Origin of the sequence: Acinetobacter sp. (assembly GCF_041919735.1) — a bacterium.
Lineage (GTDB): Bacteria > Pseudomonadota > Gammaproteobacteria > Pseudomonadales > Moraxellaceae > Acinetobacter.
The window spans coordinates 37,864-55,761 of sequence record NZ_JAYRTF010000016.1 but is presented as its reverse complement, the minus strand read 5'-3'; the positions used below and the strand labels follow the sequence as shown (position 1 = coordinate 55,761).

The following is a 17,898-nucleotide window of genomic DNA, read 5'->3' as shown; positions in this document are numbered from 1 at the left end:
ATACCTCCTTTTGGCTGAATTTTCAGGGAAAGCTGTTTGCGGTCTTCGCCAGCATTAAGATGGGGATTTTCCCTGCAAGCCGCCGCTGTGGATCACTAAAACCCGCTGATCGGGTTTGATCTCTCTGCGCAGAATCATTTGTTCCAGCCCAAACAGCATTTTGCCAGTATAGACCTGCTCTAAGGGAATGCTGTGCTCTTGTTCAAAACGCTGGATAAACTGCATCAGCTCAGGCGATGTTTTGGCATAGCCGCCAAAGCAGAATTCATCGGTGATGCGCCAGTTGCGCCGTGCTGTCCATTGCTGCACATCCTGCGTAAGAAAATCACCTTCCAGCGCAGAAAAGCCCAGCACCTGCTGCTGATCTGAGCTGGCTTTAATCAATCCGGAAATGGTGCCGCCAGTACCCGCTGCACAGCAGATCAGATCAAAAGTCTTCACATCATCCGCAGTTAAAATTTCCGTGCAGCCTTGAATGGCGAGGGCATTGGTGCCGCCTTCCGGAATAATGCAAGTTTTTGGAAATTCCTGCTGCAGCTGCTGAATAAAATCTTCGGACTGTTTTTTACGGTAGTTCTCACGGCTGACAAAGTGCAGCTGCATGCCAAAATCTTGTGCGGTTTGCAGGGTGGCATTGCGCGGTTTGTACGCCAGTTCTTCACCGCGAATGATACCAATGCTTTGAAAGCCAAAGCGCTGCGCCGCATAGGCAGTGGCGGCAATATGATTGGAATAGGCGCCGCCAAAGGTCAGCACCTGCTTGAAGCCTTTTTGCTGCGCGTCCAGCAGATTGTATTTCAGCTTAAAAAATTTATTGCCGGAAATACGCGGATGCACCAAGTCTAAACGCTTGATGCAGAGCGTCACGCCGTGCATCTGTAGGCTTTGATAGGGAATGTCATGCGCAAGCGCATTAAAGGCGAAAGCATCGAATGAATTAAAGTCAGGCATAGGCGCAATTCAGGCGGAAGAATCGGCTATATTGTAGCGGATTCTTCGTGCAGCGGCTTTATCATTGGGGTGTTGATGCGGTATCCACCGAAGCCACCACCGACATGCCGGGACGCAGGCGTTCCATGCCTTTTTGATTGGGATCAATGGCGATGCGCACGGCAATGCGCTGCACGACTTTGGTAAAGTTGCCTGTAGTATTGTCCGGTTTCAGCACGCTGAATTCAGAACCTGCCGCAGGCGAAATCCGCTCCACTTTGCCGCTGAACTGCTGGTGATTCATGGCATCAACCGTAAACCAGACTTTTTGCCCGATCTGCATATCGGCAATTTGGGTTTCTTTAAAATTGGCGGTGACCCAGCGCTGCTGCGGAATCAGATACATCAGCTGCGTTCCCGCGGCCACATACTGGCCCACACGCGGTGTGACTTCGCCCAGCTGGCCGTCCATCGGCGCGGTGATGATGCTGTAGTCTTTGGTGGTGACCGCCTGATCATGCTGCGCTTTGGCGCTGGTGACTTGCGCAGTCAAGCCTGCTTGCGCAACTTGCGCGGTTTTTAAAGCTTCAATCGCGACTTGAATATTGGCTTCTGCCTGATGCAGCAAAGCCAAGTTGTTTTTGACATCCGCCCGCGCTTTATCCTGTTCAGTTTTAGAGGCGGCGCCGCTGTCGCCCAATTGCGTATAACGCTGCAGCTGGGTTGCCGACAGTTCATAGGCTGCCCGCGCTTGATCGGCTTTGGCTTCCGCTGCGGCAATATCGGCTTTGCGCTGCTGAATGGCCTGAGTCTGATTGGCTAGGTTATTTTCCGCCTGATCGATGCCGGACTGCGCCTGCGTCACTTTTTGGTCATAGGTGGTGGTGTCAATGTGCATCAGCGGCTGGCCTTGCTTGACGGTTTCAAAATCCGTCACCAGCACATCTTTGACATAGCCGTTGATCTGCGAAGACAAAATGGTGGTCTTGCCTTTGACATAGCTGTTTTCAGTCGATTCCACCGCAGAATGAAAAGGCCCGATTTTCCATGCCCAAAGAATCAGGCTGATGCCGATCAGCAGCACAAAGAACATCAGTGCCAGCACCCGCTTATCGGTGGGGATCAACTTGCTCGATGGCGCTGGACTGGGCGCAGCTGCGGGCTGCGCGGCCGCCGTATTGGAAGATACGGTATTTGTTTCTGCCGGCTTTTCTTGTTCTGACATGGACGTCTCTACATATAATGAGTGAATATTGGCTTCGCTAAGGATAAAAAATTGCTGATTTCAAAATGCTTTATAGATGCTAGCTGGAATTGGGCAGCAGGCGCTGTCTGTAGCTGCGGTATTGATTCATGCCGATCACAAATAAGCCCCAGAACAGCAGCACTACGGCGAACAGCTGATTCATAAAAATCACATCGTTATAGGCGCGGACTTGCGCCTCTTTGGCGACAGCCTGATTTAAGCTGCGCAGCGCCTGATTCTGTTCCTGTGCAGGATCAAGCGTATAGCGCTGGCTGCTTTGCGCATAAATTTGCAGGCGCTGTGCAACTTGCGGGTTGGTGGCGGGCAGGTCGGCAATAATCTCCGCTTGATAATGCTGAGTGCGCATTTGCTGATAGCTGGAAAAAAATGCAGACCCCATCAAGCCGCCAAAAGTCTGGCTGGCGGAGAACAGCACAATAAAGGTCACCATGTGATTGGGGCCGCGCTGCAGGGCATTGACAACCCCCGTCAGCAATAGCGGGCCAATAAACATGCCGCTGGCAAAGCCGACTAAAAACTGGCTCGGGTAGAAATTTTCCGGGCGCACATCACTGGTCAGATGATGATCCAGACCGCAGGCGATAAAAATCAGCGCCACAGCGCCCAGCAGATGCCACACGGCTTTTTCGCGGGAAAAAGTCAGCGCGCTGAAAAGGGTGCCGCTGAGAATACCGAACAAAATCACCAGATAAAAATGCACAAACTGATCGGGCCCCATGCCCATGGTTTTCAGAAAATTCACTGCCGCATAGCTTTGTTCTGACATGACAAAGCGGATGGCAAAAGCGCCTAAAATAAAACGTATGGTTGAAGATGCGCCCAGCCAGCGGGTAATGATCAGCGGATTGACCCGGTAATGTTCATAGGTCAGGCCGACCGTAATCAGGATCAGCGCGCCAATCAGCAGATAGGCCAGCCAGTCGGCATTCAGCCACCACAGAATCGGGCCTTGGGTCAGCACAATGCAGAGTAAGGCAAATCCGGTCGCCAGCAGTGCAAAGGTGAAAATGTCCTGAAATTCAAACACAGCAATCCGCAGGCTGCGCGGCAGTTTTAAGGACACCACCATAGCGAGGCAGCACAGCGCCAGCCCCAGTTCAAAGGTATACAGCAGCCCCCAGTCATTTACATCGACCAGATAAGGCGACATGATCCATGCCAGCGGAATGCCCAATTGCTGGAAACCCAGCGCCAAATATAAGCCGCGTCCGAAATTGACCCGGCTGAAGGCCTGCATGATGTAATACATGCCCAAGGAGCTGAGCGGCGCGGCCACCAGACCGCTGACGATGCGGACAAATACCGCCATTTCAAAGGTGTGCACATACAGATGCAGCACCATCACTGCAATAAACAGCATAAGGCCGATTTCTGAAAACAGCCTGAGGCCATACTGCTGGCGCGCTTTGAATAAAATTAAATTGGCGCTGACATTGGCCATGACATAGGCGGCAGGAATCCACGCGGCTTCGGAGGGTGTTAAGCCGTATTCCCCCTGAATTAAAGGCAAATTGGCGGTGATAAAGCCGTTGCTCAGGCTGCCGGAAATCGCGACAAACAGGCCAATAAAAAAATAAAGGAAACGCTTGTAGGCCGGATGCGAGATGGCCGCTGGAGAACCGGGCAGCGTCGGTTTTTCATCTGCAGTCCAGTCCGGTGCAGGCTCCAGCAGGCGGGGAGGTTGAGCCATGGTCTATCCTTGCTATGGGCGGATGCCGTTCAGTAATAAATCCACGGCGCGCGCCGCCAGTTTTTCCTGATCGGCATCGGTATAGCCTTGCAGCGCGGCCCGCAAAATCGAGGTCACCATGGTGTAGTCGCGCGGGCTGAAATCGCTGCGGCAGGTGCCATTGGCAATGGCGGTATCAATCAGCGGCTGCAGAATCTGATCGCGGCGCTGGTAGATCTGCACCATGGCTGGGTCATCCCGATCTATCACCCGCCAATATTCCATCAGGGCAGTCAGATAGGGAATGTTGTGAATATGGTCTTGAATCAGGCGGATAAAGCCGTCTTGATATTGCGAATGATTGCGCGCACGGTTTTCCAAGCGGTCTAAGGCCTGTTCCATCAGCGCCAGCACCAGCTCGCGGCGGTCTGAAAAATTGCGGTAAAAGGTTGCCCGGCCAACTTGCGCTTCATCAATAATCAGCTGCAGCGGCGCATTAATGCCATGGCTGCGGAAAATACGGATTGCAGCGGCCAGCAGTTCCTCACGGTTTTGCGCGGCGCGTTCTTGGCGAAGTGACATAGTGTTCTGGTTTTAAACGGGATAGGCAGTATTTAACGGACAAAAATGTCCGTTGTAAATATTCTGCATTGTGGTTTTTTGTAAATTTATCCATCAAGCAATTTTAAATTGATCTTAAGATTTTGAAAAATATGCATTAAGGTTTATGAGGATCTGCTGCGCGTGAAATGGATATCCAAATGCGAAATTTAAGGTGAAAATTTATACAGCAGTGCTATGCTGAAAGGCATAAGGATAAACATGGAGGGGATAGGATGAAAATTTTATCCGCAGCCATAATGGCGTGCCTGCTGCTGAGCGTGGCAGGCTGTGATGCAAAGGAAGATTTAAACAAGCCGAAAACAGAAGTGCGCACAATGATTATCGGCGGCATGCCTGCATCTGATCAGGACTATAAAATGCCTAAGAATGAAGCGGTGTTGGCCGATCAAATTCAGCATGACTAAGCGGCTGAAATGAAGCTGTACCGCTTAAGCCGCATCATTTAGCGGCGGGCTGAATACTGAATGTGCAATAGGGTGGGCATATTGTCAGTGCATGGTAGTGCGGCGTGATCTGTAAGAAGTAAGAGATGCATGGTGCTGCGTCAGAGGTGTAAAAATTTGAAGCAGACGCCTTACTTCCTGCAAGCGTTTGTTGAATTAAAGCCTTACAAACGCGGAAAAGGCCTTGCACTCGCCCAATATGCCCGAACTGGAATGGATAGGTGCCATAGCCATCGAGGTATATAACAATCTAGGTGTATAACAGAGCTATCCAAATGCTTAAATTAAATCGATCTGCCAATTTGAAGCTTGAATTTCTAAATTATTCTGACGCAATTGCTTGCTGATGTCATCCGCCTGTTTTTGCAGATCCGCCACCGCCACGGTTTTTACCCAGCGGATTTCACTGGAGCTGTAGCGGCCGTTTTCACGCCGTGAACTGTCAATGGCCTGCTGTAAAATGCGGTGCTGGCTGGTGAGCGCGTCCCGCTCAATAATCAGCGCTAAAAGCTTTTTACCGCTGGCGGCCTGCGCCTGTGCATTGGTTGCATGGATGCGCTGAATCAAATCGTGCAGTTCGGTATTGACTGCTGTGGCTTCCTGAATCAGCTGATTTGGATCTTCACTCGGCGCATCGCCTTCCTGCACTAAGATATTGCTGTTGATGCGCTGCTGCAATGATGCAAGCTTGGTTTGTAGATCACTGCGCAGCAGGAGCGCTTCTGCAAGTTTCATAGGTTGCTTTTTTTTTAAGTTTGAGACAGCTCTTATACTGCATTTGTGCAGGCAAAGCTTCAAGTCAGTTTTGTTATTTGCAGCCTGTCCATGCTGCAAAAAAAAAGCGGTAAAAGCACCAAAGCATGCTTTTACCGCCAGATATTAAAATATTAAAACCTTAATGAAACACTGTTTCCAAGGCTTTCAAGCCTACTTTCGGGTCCAGCAGGCCATTGTAGATATCTGGGATTTCGCGCTCGACCCCGAAGAATTCATAAATGGCCAGCATGGCGCCGCGTACGGAATATTCGACGGTAAAGACCACATCGTCTTCAATTTCCACAAATTGTCCAAGGAAGGCAAAGTTTTGCGAACCTTTCGGAATCACCTGCGGGCGGTCACCGGGCTTACGGCAGGCAAACAGGGCCGAGGCATAAGGCATCATGGCTGTGGTGACTTCAGTCGTGGCTAAAACATGATCCAAAAGGTCATCAAAACCTAACTGCTTCACCAGTTCCGTTAAAATTTCTTGGCCTGTGGCTGCAGACATTGGCTTTTTAATATAATCGCCGATCTGGTCGATTTGGAAACCATAGCCCCATAAAGTATGCCTGCCTGCCGGCAAGTCAGCAAAATGCGGCTGTGCTGGAACCACAATGGAGAGATGCCAGCCCGATTCATACCATGTCATCAGTGCGCCTGTGCCCGGCTCATTGCCGGTATAGTCAATCATGCGTTTCAGCAGCGCATCATCTTGCATGGTCAGCGTGAAAGATTCCCACTTATGTTCATCGACATTGCCATAAAAGCTCATTGGACGACCAAAGTCCGGGGCTTTTTGCGCCAACGTTTCCCACAGTGTCCAGCCATGGTCTTGCCGGTCACGGATGAGGGCGGGCACGTCATGATTGCCGCCATAACGCGTATCTGCGGTAATGGAGCCTAAGGTGAAAATGGCCAAATCATGAGGTTTCAGATTGATTTGCTCAGAACCTTCAGGAAGCTGCACATACAGGTGCGAGGCTTGGCGCTCTTGAGTTTCAGCATTCGTAATGAAGTCCACATCTGTAACATAATGCCCAAAACGAATATCGGCGCCTTGCGCTGTCAGCCAGCGCTGCAAAGGCAGGATCATTGAATCATATTGATTGTACTTGGTGCGTTTTACGCCTGCCAAGGTATGAATCCGCGGCAGCTCCTGAATGAAACGCAGGAAATAGCGCCTTAACTCAGCGGCGCTGTGCCATTTTTGAAAAGCAAAAGTGGTGCGCCACATGCGCCAGAAATTGGTTGCAAAAAATGCCTCATCAAAAAACTCATCAATACGGCGGCTGCCGATTTTTTCTTCTTTCAGCGCCAATAAGCGCAGCATTTGCGCGCGGTGCAGGGTGTTCAGGCCAAGTTTTTCGGCGTCCGCAATCACATGCTCAGCATCAATCAAACGCGCCTTGGCATGGGTTTTCACTTTGTCATTAAATTCACGGCATTCTTCACGCACTGAAATATCCGGATTTTCTAAAGAGGGGATGCTGGAGAATAAGTCCCAAAGGCATAGATAGGTTTCATCGGTCAGCATGCGCCCGCCGCGTGTCACCCAAGCTTTCGCTGCATGAGGGGTGTGCCCGCCGTCCATTGCGCCGCCCGAAACATCGAGCTCTTCTAAGATATGGATATTTTTTGCCGGAACTTTTGCATCACGGATCGCAAATGCGGCGGCCGCCATGCCGGCAATGCCTCCGCCAATGATCCAAAGATGCGATTGTTGAGCATCTAGCGCTACGCGTTTGTTATTTTGCATCTTTACCCTCATTCTTCAGAAGTTGAAAAATCTGGTTTATTAAATAAAACCATAAAAATAGTATGTGTTTTTATATATGAAAAATGTATGAATTGAAAAGCCAGAAATGCATGATATTTAGTTATTAAAAATAAGGGCTTGATGGTTATTTTTAATACACATTTGTCCTTTTATTAAAAATGAATATTATTTAAGTGATTGGGGTATATATTCTTTTGAGCAATTGCTCTAATGGCGGAGTTTTCAGCTTATTACCATGCATTTTTGGGGGAAACAGTCCTTTGACTTAGCATTGAAACGTATAAATGATGGTTAGGGCGTGAGAAAGTCAAAAGAAAAAACGTGAAAAATAATTTAAAAACGGAATATCGCAATAAATCTGTTTAGCGTAAAATCGCAGCTGTTAAAATTCTCTCAATTTAGAGGTTACTCTTGGAATCATTTTGGATTTTGGGCTCGATCGCTTTTGCTTTAATGCTGGGCGCAATGAGTCCTGGGCCGACATCAATTTATGTGGCTAAAAATTCAATTGCAATTTCACGTCAGCATGGGCTGTTTACCGCCTTAGGTACCGGAACGGGCGCGGCGATTTTCGGTTTATTGGCGGTATTGGGTTTGCAGGCCTTTTTATTGGCAGTGCCTTCCGCTTATCTGGCTTTAAAAATTTGCGGCGGCTTATATCTGCTTTGGATGGCGTTTAAAATTATTAAACATGCCAAAGAGCCGATTCATTCCGAAGATGATGCCGTTGCGCAAATGTCGTTGCGCCACGCATTTACTACAGGCCTGATTACGCAGTTATCCAATCCTAAAATTGCGATTGTGCTGGCCAGTATTTTTACCGCACTGTTGCCGAAAGAAATTCCAACTTATTTTTATTTTGTATTGCCCATCTTATGTTTCTTTATTGATGCGGGCTGGTGCTCACTGGTGGCGGTTGCGCTGTCAGCCGAGAAACCGCGCCGTGTCTATTTGAAATTTAAAGCGGTGTTTGACCGTGCCGCCGGCGCAGTGATGACGGCGCTGGGATTGAAACTGATCTTTGGGATGAAGTGATTTTAGAATGAAATGATTTTGCCGCTAGCCTTCAGTTTTCCTCTCCCATCGAGAGAGGAGTAGGGCGAGCTGTCAGTCTTTAAAATGCACAGGCATCCATTGATAGTGCTTTCCATCTGCCGAATAAATATGGCCAATGCCCGGAAATGGCAAATGCGGCGCTGCAATGGTCTGTCCATGCTGCGCATAATCGGCAAACTGCTTTAAGCGCGTCTGAACCGCAGCTTTCGGGTCAATATCATATTCAATGGCCGTTTCCGGCTGATCAAACTGCACCGTGTGCGAATGCACAATATCGCCGATAAAGATCACATCTTCGCCAGAGGTTTTCAGCTTGTAGCTGAAATGCCCCGGTGTATGCCCGGCCGTGCTGATCACTTCAAAGTCGCCAATTTTGTCGCCTGATTTAAAGGTTTTAAATTGTTTCTTGGCTTGATAGGGCGCCAGCGCCGCTTTGATATGTTTGACTGTGCCTAGATAGTTCGCGCGCTGATCCTGCGCAATTTTGCCGGCTTGTTTTGGGTTCAGCCAATAGTTGGCTTCATCACTGGAGACATATACCGTTGCATTGGGAAAGTTCGCGGCGCCGTTTTTGCTAATCCCGCACACATGGTCGGGATGCAGGTGGGTCAGCAAAATGGTATCGACTTGTTCTGGTTTATAGCCGGATGCTTTTAAGTTGCTGAGTACGGAACCCAAATGCGCGCCAAAACAGCTGGCAGCGCCGCTATCGACCAAGGTTAAAGACTTGCCGTTATTCACTAAAAATGCATTTATAGACGTTTGTACGCCTTGGGCCTTATCTGCATGATATTTCTTTAATATTTCATGGACTTTGTCTTGGGAAATGCCTTTGAAAAGTGCAGGAGACATATAGTTGGTGCCATCCAGCAGAGCGGTGATTTGTGTTTTTCCTGCTTGATGCTGATAAAAACCGGCCACCTGAGGCTGCTGTTCAATCATCGGCAGGGTTTTGGCTGCTTGAGCATTTGAAAGCATTGGAACGATTGCGAAAAAAGAAATGGAGATGGCAAGGGCGGTATTTTTCATTGTTGTATTTCATGCAGTTATGTTGTTTCTTTTTTAACATGTTAAGTGCTTAAAATGAAGAATAAGCTGTTTGCATTTAGAGTTTTGCAGGCAAATTGATGCATCTGTATTAGATAAATAGTTTGAATCTGTATATTGACTTTATAGAATTTAAAAAACTGATTTTAGGTTTAAAATATTTTATAAATTAAAAACTTAGCTCTATTTCACTTTTGGCTGAATACGCGTTAACATGGTGAAAATTGTCCAGTTTAGGTGGTGAAATGGGTTTCTGGAAAAAGAAAAACAAAGCAAGTTTTGTGTATTTTATTATTACGGCATATTCCTTGCTCGGGTTTGGGATTGGCTATGTGATTTGGGAATTTGTACTGGCTTGAGTTGTGCCAAGATTAAAAGCCTCTAGTGATAGGGGCTTTTTTGTGGGTGATTGATGCATGCATTTTAAAGATTTTTTTGGAAGTTTCTTCTCCCTGCGGGAGAAGGTTGCGGTGATGACCATCATTTTGTTATTTGCTTTACTTTTGTCGGGGAAAAAGTAACAAAGCCCCTTTGTTCGTTAGAGAGCACGTCCATGTGTCCCTAACGAACGGGCGACATCCATGTCGCAAACCATCTGATTGAATACCGTCTTAGAGTTCACAAAGAATTTCTCCCTCCTTTTAGGAGAGGGCTAGGGAGAGGTGTTGAAAGAAGCTTAGGTAGATACCTATAAAAAATGGTTTTAATATTTTTATAAAATTTAAAGAAATATATTGTTTAATTATTTTTATTGGTTGTAAATTGAATAATTAACGAAAAAGAGCATCGTATGAGCGAACCAAAATATTCAGGAAAACCCTTAGCTTATTTAGATCAAAATGTTTTGGATTTACTTGCTAAAAATTTTGAATCGACTCATGAGGTATATTCTTACTTAAAAGAAAGTTTTCAGGTTGTATACTCTGATATGACTTTAGGTGAAATTTATAAAGCTTTTCTTAATTCAAAAGAAGAACATAAAGAAAATACACTTGAGAAATATTTAAACATTCTAGAGTGGTTACATGCCTATCATATAAGGATCGCTTATAACAGAAACTTAGAATTTTTAGATTCATGTGTGATTTCTCAAGCATCTGTAAGGCAGTGGTTTAATAATTATGTTGAAAATAAAAAAGAGTGGGGATTTTGGGATCAACATATCTACAATCAATTTTTATTAAGTTATCAGAAAAATAAAAATATTGATGAAATTAAAATAGAAGCTTTACTTTCCTATGAAAAGAATCTTGAAAAAATGAGGAAAGCTAAAGATGAATTACAAAATTATCCTCAGTTTAGATATAAAGCCGAAGCTATGTATGAGGAAATATATAATCAGAAAGAAATCTATGAACAAGCAATACAAGGAATGCTTTCAATAATCATGCAGAATGCTGAACAGGATAAAATGAGTGAAATTTTTAGAAATGAAATGGGAATTTCTGCTAAACAACTAAATAATATAAATACGCCTCATGTAGTCCAAAAAATTTGGAATTTATATAAGGACAAAGAAGGGTATCAAAATTTTACTATTGATGATTTTTGGAGTATTAATCTTTTAGAGAAAAATAAAGGACGAAAATTTTATACGTATGAAAAAATAAATGTGATCTACAATATGATGAATTTTATTGGATTTTATTCAGATACTAAATTGGATCAAGTTAACGGCGTACAACGTTCGATGAGTGATTTTACGCATGCACAGATAGCCTCTTTTTGTCATTTATTCTTCACTAACGATAAGAACTTGATAAAGAAAGTTGATGCTATTTATGAATATTTAGATGTACCAACTCGATTAGCTCGTATTGATATTAATTCAAATTAAATAGTCTTTACTTTTGTCGGGGCAAAAGTAACAAAACCCCTTTGTTCGTTAGGGGGCACATCCATATGCCCCTAACGAACGGGCGACATCCATGTCGCAAGTCATCTGATTGAATACCGCTTTGGGGTTCAAAAAGAATTTCTCTCTCCTTTTAGGAGATGAGAAGCACTGCTTCGCAACGGAGAGGTAAAATAAAAAAAGCCCCTACAACAGTAGAGGCTTTTTCGTATTTTCGGTTTAGATATTAAGACACTTTATCACCCGGTTTAGCGCCAGATTCAGGTGAAATTACCCAAACGCCGTCGCCATTACCCGCTGCAAGCACCATGCCGTTCGAAATACCAAAACGCATCTTACGTGGCGCAAGGTTCGCTACCATCACCACTAATTTGCCTTTTAAGTCTTCCGGTTGGTAGAACTCACGAATACCGCTAAACACGTTACGTGGCTCAGCTTCACCGACATTTAAGGTAAGTTGTAAAAGCTTGTCAGAACCTTCAACGTGAGCCGCATCTAAAACTTCCGCCACACGCAGGTCAACTTTCATAAAGTCATCAATATTGATGATTTCTGCTTCACCGACTTTAGGCTCAGGTTTCTTTTCTGCCTTTTTCTCTTTTTTCTTTTCAACTTTTGCAGGTTCAGCCGCCGCAGCTAAAGAGTCTTTAGACGCATCGACCATAGCTGCAACAGCTTTCGGGTCTACACGCTGCATTAACGGTTGGAACAATGCAATTTCATGATCTACCAAGATAGTTTGCGCAGAAGCAAAATCGAAAGATGCAAGTTTCAAGAAGTCTTGAACTTGCGCTGCCAAAGTAGGCAGTACAGGGCTTAGGTAAACTGCCAATTGACGGAATAAGTTGATGCCGACAGAACATACATCATGTACTTGCTGTTCTTGATCTTCTTGCTTCGCAAGCGCCCAAGGTTTTTTCTCATCAATATATTGGTTGGCACGGTCAGCCAGCGCCATGATTTCACGAATCGCCGCAGAAAATTCACGCGCTTCATATTGAGCCGCAATTGAAGCACCAGCATCAATAAAGCTTTGAACCAATTCAGGCTCAACGCAAGTTGCACTTAACTTATTGTCAAACTTGGTGTTAATGAATTTTGCACAGCGGCTGGCAATATTCACCACTTTACCCACAAGGTCTGAATTCACTTTTTGCACGAAGTCATCAAGGTTCAAGTCAGAATCTTCAACTTTATCCGAAAGTTTAGACGCAAAGTAGTAACGTAAATATTCAGGGTTTAAATGCTCTAAATAGGTTTCCGCTTTAATGAACGTGCCGCGTGATTTCGACATTTTTTGACCATTTACAGTCAAGAAACCATTCACGAATAAACCAGTCGGCGTACGGTAGTTCGCACCTTCCAGCATTGCAGGCCAGAACAGCGCGTGGAAGTAAACAATGTCCTTACCAATGAAGTGATACACTTCTTTGTCAGAGTCTTTTTTCCAGTAGTCTGCAAAGTTTAAATCTGGACGTTTGGTTTTGACGTAATTTTCAAAGCTCGACATGTAGCCGATCGGCGCATCTACCCAAACATAGAAGTATTTGTTCGGCGCATCTGGAATTTCAAAACCGAAGTAAGGTGCATCACGTGAGATGTCCCAATCGTTCAAGCCATTTTCAAACCATTCATCCAGCTTGTTGGCAATTGATGTTGGTAGGCGGCCTTCATCACGCGTCCATTTTTGCAGGTATTCACCAAAGTTTGGCAATTTGAAAAAGTAGTGATCTGAAGATTTTTCAACAGGCGTTGCACCGCTCAAAGTAGAACGCGGATTTAATAATTCAGTCGCGTTATACGTTGTACCGCAGACTTCACATGAGTCACCGTACTGATCTTCCGCTTTGCATTTCGGGCAGGTGCCTTTAATGAAACGGTCTGATAGGAACATGCCTTTTTCAGGGTCGAATAACTGTGTGACAGGACGCACAGCAATGTTGCCCGCTTCGCGGTTTTTAAGATAAATCTCTTCCGAGCGCGCTTTGTTTTCGGCACTGTTGGTTGAGTCATAATGGTCAAAATGCACACCAAAACCGTCAAAATCACGGATGTGTTCTTTTTGCACATTGGCGATTTGTGCTTCCGGTGAAATGCCATTGGCTTCGGCACGCAGCATAATGGCTGTACCGTGAGCATCGTCCGCGCAGACATAAGTCACGTCATGACCCATTGCACGCATGGCACGAACCCAAATATCTGCTTGGATATAACCGAGTAAGTGACCCATATGGATCGGGCCATTGGCGTATGGAAGGGCGTTAGTGACTAAAATATTACGCACGGATATGACTCTCTCATTCGTATTTTATATAAGGTCAACGATTTTACCTTAGATAGCTTCGACTTGCACAAGGGAATCGGTGAAATCTTTGCAAAAGAGTGAAATCAGCTGGCGCCTTGGACAGCCGCCTTGGGCCCATTTGGACGCAAGGACAGAAGATAGAAATCTGTGCAAACGCTGTATATAAGCGGCATGAGCTGGACTCTGCCGCATCAATTAAATATCTGTCATGTCAGCTGGCGGCCGTCCTGTCTGCAAGATAGCCAAATTTTCAGTACGGTTATCGGGCTTGAAGTGATGCTGAAAATGAACTTTCAGTGTTGATCTGGCGCAGCCTTAATAGGAGCGTAAAGAGCAATCTGTAAAGTGCAATTTGTAAAGCCCAAGGTGATACCGAGCGTATTCTCCGTGAATAGATCTTGAAATGTGAAGTGAATGCAGTTGTTTCCTGCAGCCAAGAACAGCGATAATATTTCTTTTCAATCGGCCCGTTTTTAGAAGGATAACCCCATGATCGATGATGATTATGATTTTGCACAGCCCGTGACGCGCATTAAGCAAAATGCCGGCAGTCAAAAGCAGCTGGGCAGCCAGATCCTGAAAACTGCTGAACAGTATTTGCAAAGCATGGGTTCTGCAGCGCATGGCCAGCTGGTGGCGGCGCTTCGTGGTTTGGCGCAGACGGAATCTTATTTTGATATGCTGGCCGATCAGATTGAATTTGAAAGCGATGCAGCCACGGCCAACGATGCTTTGAATCTGCTGTATTTCTGGAAAATGGCCAATGAAAATGAAACTGAGATTAAGCAATTTGCACTGCTGGATTTAATTGAACAGGAATATTTTCAAAAAGAATTGCTGAATGCTGTCGATGCCTTGCAGATTGGCGTGAATTTGCCTAAACACCGGGCTGTGATTGAGCAATGCCTGCAAATGTATCAGCAGCAGGCATATGCCGGCTGTGTGACGGTGCTGTATAGTCAAATCGAAGGGATTTTGACCGAGGCGCTGGCAGAGCGCGGTTATCTGCAGCTGAATCAAAGCAAATATGTCGATGTCTATAAAATTGTGCCGGGCCTCAAAGGCCATGAAGTGAAAAGCTTATGGCATAAGGTAAAAATTGCCAGCGATATTAATCCGTATTTTTTAGAGCTGCAGGCGCTGAAAATGGACAGCAGTTCAACAGTGACTGCGACACGGCATAATATTGTGCATGGCTCTGATGTGGCACATTTTACGCGGGAGCGCAGTTTTATCCTATTTATTTGGCTGTTTGCCATGATCAGCTTTATCAGCACGGTGAAAAAATAAAGGCGGTTTTTACTTTAGGCGTTTATAAAAGCCTTTATTTCAGTTTGTCATAATGTGTGTCGAAATGATGCGCTGAATATTTTTTCTCCAATTTGATGTTATACCTATTGTCAGACAATGCATAAGATCAATGAGGGCCGTGCGATGAGCAATACTCAGCTGGATGAATTGAAAAATAAAGCAGCCGAATTGGGGGATGACCTGAAGCATTCCGCCAAAGCGGCGCAGCTGCAAGGTGAAAAAGCAGTCGATGACTTGAAGCATTCGGTCAAAGAAGCCAAGCTGGAAGGTGAAAAGAAACTGGACGAACTGAAGCATGATTCAGCGGAACAGCAGGCTGAAAACCAAGCGGCGGCTGAAGAAAAAGTGAATGATCTGAAAGCTAAAGCTGAACATGCCAAAGCGTCTGCGCAGGAAAAACTGGATCATTTTAAAGATGAAGCCAGCCATAAATTTGATGAGGCAAAATTGAAAGCTGCAGAATTGAAGCAGGACGCTTCCGTGAAGCTGGATGAATTGAAAGTGCAGGCCACAGAAAAATTTAGTGAGCTGAAAAAGAAAGCTTCAGATGCTTTAGGCAAATTCAAAAAAGATGATCAGGCTTAAAATCATCAGCAAGCCATGCAGATGTGCTGGCTGAAAATAGCCTAAAAGAAAAATCCATTGCTTCGGCAATGGATTTTTTTATCTGCAGCAGACTGGCTTTACGATTATGCGCGGCACACCGCTCGCGCAGAGAATCTTGCGCAGCAGAGCCGCAATAAAAATAAACCTGAAATAGAACAGGAAAACTGGTTATTTATTCAAGCTTTCAGTCTGTATTTTATTGATCCGGTCATTGATCACGGTGATCACATAGCGCATATTTTCAATCTCATAGGTGTAATCAATGGCCAATTGCGCTTTTTGGCCTCCTTCAGGCAATGCATGGGAATTCACACTCATCGGCGATGCTTTCATGCGCGCCTGCATATCTTCTACCGTATCGCCCAGCGTAATGGTCTGGCGTTCTGCCGTCACAAAACGTTCTACATCGGCAGCATGAGCATAGCTGAAACTTGCCGCTGCGGCCAAAATCAAGATGGCTGTTTTTTTCATTTTTATTCCCCAAATTAAACATATAACAGTTGAAACACAGCGCTGCTGAAAAAGCATTGCAGCAATTGAATCAGTCAAAAGCGGCAATTTTTATTCAGCTGCTGTGCAGGCCTTGAATTTATTTCAGCTGCAGTTGCGTGCAGTGATTCACAAAGGACAATACTTCTGCCAAATCAGCATGTTCAGTTCTGCTGATGGCTGTCCGCTCAAAGCTTCAAGTGCTTAATACAGAAATTTATAGCAAAATAATCATGCAATTATTGTATGAAAATGTAGCTGATCAAAGCTCAAACCCAAGTAAAATACTTGGTTTTTTAAAATTAACTGCCAACTTCCGCGGCAGATGGCTTAACCTCAGCGGTGTTTGCCGTTAAACTATCAATAATTTGCTGTATTCGCGCTTTTTTGGAGTAATTTTATGTCTTGGCTTTCTTCGCTTAAATCGGTTTTTTCACCCTCGCAGGAAGTCAAGGAAGATGAAATTCAGCGCGTGCTGCAAAGCTATGTTTTGCCAAATTCGGACCATGCCCTGAAAGACCGCATTACGCAAGTCAATGTGCAGGGGCAGGTGCTGCAAATCACGATTAACACCCTGCCATCCGAAGCGGATGATCTGCAGAAAATTCATGATGATTTGGCCGATGCTTTGGAAAAATGCGGCATTACTGAATTGAATATGCATGTGATCCAGCAAAAAACCGGCCATGCGGCAGGCGGCTGCGGCCATCATCATGCAGAAGGCGAAAGCTGCTCGAGCGCATCCAAAACTGAACAGGCGGCGCCAAAAAACAGCTTGCCGCCGGTGGTCGATGCTTCAGCAGCGCCTGCGCCTAAAGCCGAAGAAATAGACCTCAATAACCCGCCGATTCAAAAAGCCGCGCCGCAGCAGCGTGATGTGCCGAAACATCCGCGCATTCAAAATGTCATTTTGGTGTCCTCAGGCAAAGGCGGCGTCGGCAAATCAACCACGACGGTCAATCTGGCCTTGGCGCTGCAAAAGCTGGGCTTAAAGGTCGGGGTTTTAGACGCGGATATCTACGGCCCAAGCATTCCAACCATGCTGGGCAATGCCGGCAGAACGCCCATGATTGAGTCAGAGCATTTTGTTCCTTTAGATGCCTATGGCTTGGCGGTGCTGTCGATTGGCCATTTAACCGGTGATCACAATACGCCAGTGGCGTGGCGCGGTCCAAAGGCGACAGGCGCGCTGATGCAGCTGTTCAATCAGACACTATGGCCAGACTTGGATGTGCTAATGATTGATATGCCGCCGGGCACAGGGGATATTCAATTGACTTTGGCGCAGCGCATTCCAGTTACGGGCGCGGTGATTGTAACAACCCCGCAAAACGTTGCATTGATGGATGCAACAAAAGGCATTGAACTGTTTAACCGCGTGCAGATTCCAGTCATGGGCGTGATTGAAAACATGTCGACGCATATTTGCTCAAACTGCGGCTATGAAGAGCAGATTTTCGGTACGGGCGGCGGTGATAAACTGGCTGAGCAGTATGATATTCCCTTGCTGGGCCGTTTGCCGCTGAATGTGCAAATCCGTGAAAATGCGGATGCCGGAAAACCGTCGGTATTGGCAGAAGACAGCGCTGCCGAGGGCTATATGGCGATAGCTGAACAGATTGCTGAAAAGCTGCCGAAAGCCGAAAAAGATCAAAGCCGAATTTTCTAAGCGAATTTTTGCTGCCGAATAAGCAGTTTGCAAAAACCCGGATTTTCCGGGTTTTTTTAGAATCTCAGAATTTAAAATAATTCTTGATAGC

16 protein-coding genes are annotated in these 17,898 nt (G+C 45.8%); 7 read left to right on the top strand and 9 right to left on the bottom strand.

Annotated features, from left to right (window positions below):
- Positions 1 to 54: 54 nt before the first annotated feature.
- The 4 genes from ACE3T3_RS10635 to ACE3T3_RS10620 all read right to left on the bottom strand — a co-directional run bounded on the left by ACE3T3_RS10635 (position 55) and on the right by ACE3T3_RS10620 (position 4,448).
- Positions 55 to 951: a 1-aminocyclopropane-1-carboxylate deaminase/D-cysteine desulfhydrase gene (locus ACE3T3_RS10635; protein ID WP_374666706.1), complete on the bottom strand. Its 897-nt coding sequence runs from the start codon at positions 949 to 951 to the stop codon at positions 55 to 57.
- Positions 952 to 1,012: 61 nt separating this feature from the next.
- The gene (locus ACE3T3_RS10630; RefSeq protein WP_374666704.1) at positions 1,013 to 2,155 is read right to left on the bottom strand and encodes an HlyD family secretion protein; all 1,143 of its coding nucleotides are present in this window, start codon (positions 2,153 to 2,155) and stop codon (positions 1,013 to 1,015) included.
- Between the two features lie 79 nt (positions 2,156 to 2,234).
- Positions 2,235 to 3,887: an MFS transporter gene (locus ACE3T3_RS10625; protein WP_374666702.1), complete on the bottom strand. Its 1,653-nt coding sequence runs from the start codon at positions 3,885 to 3,887 to the stop codon at positions 2,235 to 2,237.
- Positions 3,888 to 3,899: 12 nt separating this feature from the next.
- Positions 3,900 to 4,448, bottom strand: coding sequence for a TetR/AcrR family transcriptional regulator (locus tag ACE3T3_RS10620; protein ID WP_374666700.1), 549 nt, complete (start codon positions 4,446 to 4,448; stop codon positions 3,900 to 3,902).
- A gap of 254 nt (positions 4,449 to 4,702) precedes the next feature.
- Between ACE3T3_RS10620 and ACE3T3_RS10615 the strand changes: the two genes are divergently transcribed.
- Entirely contained in the window at positions 4,703 to 4,894 is a 192-nt protein-coding gene (locus tag ACE3T3_RS10615; RefSeq protein WP_374666698.1) for an NF038215 family lipoprotein, read from the top strand.
- 318 nt (positions 4,895 to 5,212) lie between these two features.
- Here the strand turns inward: ACE3T3_RS10615 and ACE3T3_RS10610 are convergent, their stop codons facing one another.
- Both ACE3T3_RS10610 and ACE3T3_RS10605 read right to left on the bottom strand, forming a co-directional pair.
- Positions 5,213 to 5,668 carry a DIP1984 family protein gene (locus tag ACE3T3_RS10610; protein WP_374666696.1) on the bottom strand — a complete coding sequence of 152 codons (456 nt, stop codon included), beginning with the start codon at positions 5,666 to 5,668 and terminating at the stop codon, positions 5,213 to 5,215.
- A 160-nt stretch (positions 5,669 to 5,828) separates the two neighbouring features.
- Positions 5,829 to 7,448, bottom strand: a complete 1,620-nt coding sequence (locus ACE3T3_RS10605; RefSeq protein WP_374666694.1) for an oleate hydratase — start codon at positions 7,446 to 7,448, stop codon at positions 5,829 to 5,831.
- Between the two features lie 432 nt (positions 7,449 to 7,880).
- Here ACE3T3_RS10605 and ACE3T3_RS10600 point away from each other — a divergent pair, with 432 nt between their 5' ends.
- Positions 7,881 to 8,504 (top strand): LysE family translocator, encoded by a 624-nt coding sequence (locus ACE3T3_RS10600; RefSeq protein WP_374666692.1) that lies wholly within the window; start codon positions 7,881 to 7,883, stop codon positions 8,502 to 8,504.
- A 72-nt stretch (positions 8,505 to 8,576) separates the two neighbouring features.
- On the opposite strand, the gene ACE3T3_RS10595 is transcribed toward ACE3T3_RS10600, so the two are convergent.
- On the bottom strand, positions 8,577 to 9,554 hold the full coding sequence (locus tag ACE3T3_RS10595; RefSeq protein WP_374666690.1) for an MBL fold metallo-hydrolase: 978 nt from the start codon (positions 9,552 to 9,554) through the stop codon (positions 8,577 to 8,579).
- Between the two features lie 263 nt (positions 9,555 to 9,817).
- Here ACE3T3_RS10595 and ACE3T3_RS10590 point away from each other — a divergent pair, with 263 nt between their 5' ends.
- Both ACE3T3_RS10590 and ACE3T3_RS10585 read left to right on the top strand, forming a co-directional pair.
- A complete protein-coding gene (locus ACE3T3_RS10590; protein ID WP_374666756.1) occupies positions 9,818 to 9,931 on the top strand; it encodes a hypothetical protein in 114 nt (37 codons plus the stop codon).
- A gap of 431 nt (positions 9,932 to 10,362) precedes the next feature.
- Positions 10,363 to 11,409, top strand: a complete 1,047-nt coding sequence (locus ACE3T3_RS10585; RefSeq protein ID WP_374666688.1) for a hypothetical protein — start codon at positions 10,363 to 10,365, stop codon at positions 11,407 to 11,409.
- 244 nt (positions 11,410 to 11,653) lie between these two features.
- On the opposite strand, the gene metG is transcribed toward ACE3T3_RS10585, so the two are convergent.
- Positions 11,654 to 13,711: a methionine--tRNA ligase gene (metG, locus tag ACE3T3_RS10580; protein ID WP_374666686.1), complete on the bottom strand. Its 2,058-nt coding sequence runs from the start codon at positions 13,709 to 13,711 to the stop codon at positions 11,654 to 11,656.
- Between the two features lie 510 nt (positions 13,712 to 14,221).
- On the opposite strand from metG, the gene ACE3T3_RS10575 reads away from it, so the two are divergent.
- Positions 14,222 to 15,022, top strand: coding sequence for a hypothetical protein (locus ACE3T3_RS10575; protein ID WP_374666684.1), 801 nt, complete (start codon positions 14,222 to 14,224; stop codon positions 15,020 to 15,022).
- Positions 15,023 to 15,166: 144 nt separating this feature from the next.
- Positions 15,167 to 15,628, top strand: a complete 462-nt coding sequence (locus tag ACE3T3_RS10570; RefSeq protein ID WP_374666754.1) for a hypothetical protein — start codon at positions 15,167 to 15,169, stop codon at positions 15,626 to 15,628.
- Positions 15,629 to 15,817: 189 nt separating this feature from the next.
- Here the strand turns inward: ACE3T3_RS10570 and ACE3T3_RS10565 are convergent, their stop codons facing one another.
- On the bottom strand, positions 15,818 to 16,120 hold the full coding sequence (locus ACE3T3_RS10565) for a hypothetical protein (RefSeq protein WP_374666682.1): 303 nt from the start codon (positions 16,118 to 16,120) through the stop codon (positions 15,818 to 15,820).
- Between the two features lie 418 nt (positions 16,121 to 16,538).
- Between ACE3T3_RS10565 and apbC the strand changes: the two genes are divergently transcribed.
- Complete coding sequence (apbC, locus tag ACE3T3_RS10560) at positions 16,539 to 17,807, top strand: iron-sulfur cluster carrier protein ApbC (protein ID WP_374666680.1); 1,269 nt, start codon at positions 16,539 to 16,541, stop codon at positions 17,805 to 17,807.
- The last annotated feature ends 91 nt before the right edge of the window (positions 17,808 to 17,898 follow it).

What these genes read in the sequence shown, in the direction of transcription:
- ACE3T3_RS10605 (WP_374666694.1), bottom strand. Translation starts at nt 7,448, where the DNA reads ATGCAAAATAACAAACGCGTAGCGCTAGATGCTCAACAATCGCATCTT.
- ACE3T3_RS10630 (WP_374666704.1), bottom strand. Translation starts at nt 2,155, where the DNA reads ATGTCAGAACAAGAAAAGCCGGCAGAAACAAATACCGTATCTTCCAAT.
- apbC (WP_374666680.1), top strand. Translation starts at nt 16,539, where the DNA reads ATGTCTTGGCTTTCTTCGCTTAAATCGGTTTTTTCACCCTCGCAGGAA.
- ACE3T3_RS10635 (WP_374666706.1), bottom strand. Translation starts at nt 951, where the DNA reads ATGCCTGACTTTAATTCATTCGATGCTTTCGCCTTTAATGCGCTTGCG.
- ACE3T3_RS10615 (WP_374666698.1), top strand. Translation starts at nt 4,703, where the DNA reads ATGAAAATTTTATCCGCAGCCATAATGGCGTGCCTGCTGCTGAGCGTG.
- ACE3T3_RS10565 (WP_374666682.1), bottom strand. Translation starts at nt 16,120, where the DNA reads ATGAAAAAAACAGCCATCTTGATTTTGGCCGCAGCGGCAAGTTTCAGC.
- ACE3T3_RS10585 (WP_374666688.1), top strand. Translation starts at nt 10,363, where the DNA reads ATGAGCGAACCAAAATATTCAGGAAAACCCTTAGCTTATTTAGATCAA.
- ACE3T3_RS10590 (WP_374666756.1), top strand. Translation starts at nt 9,818, where the DNA reads ATGGGTTTCTGGAAAAAGAAAAACAAAGCAAGTTTTGTGTATTTTATT.
- ACE3T3_RS10625 (WP_374666702.1), bottom strand. Translation starts at nt 3,887, where the DNA reads ATGGCTCAACCTCCCCGCCTGCTGGAGCCTGCACCGGACTGGACTGCA.
- ACE3T3_RS10610 (WP_374666696.1), bottom strand. Translation starts at nt 5,668, where the DNA reads ATGAAACTTGCAGAAGCGCTCCTGCTGCGCAGTGATCTACAAACCAAG.
- ACE3T3_RS10595 (WP_374666690.1), bottom strand. Translation starts at nt 9,554, where the DNA reads ATGAAAAATACCGCCCTTGCCATCTCCATTTCTTTTTTCGCAATCGTT.
- ACE3T3_RS10575 (WP_374666684.1), top strand. Translation starts at nt 14,222, where the DNA reads ATGATCGATGATGATTATGATTTTGCACAGCCCGTGACGCGCATTAAG.
- ACE3T3_RS10570 (WP_374666754.1), top strand. Translation starts at nt 15,167, where the DNA reads ATGAGCAATACTCAGCTGGATGAATTGAAAAATAAAGCAGCCGAATTG.
- ACE3T3_RS10620 (WP_374666700.1), bottom strand. Translation starts at nt 4,448, where the DNA reads ATGTCACTTCGCCAAGAACGCGCCGCGCAAAACCGTGAGGAACTGCTG.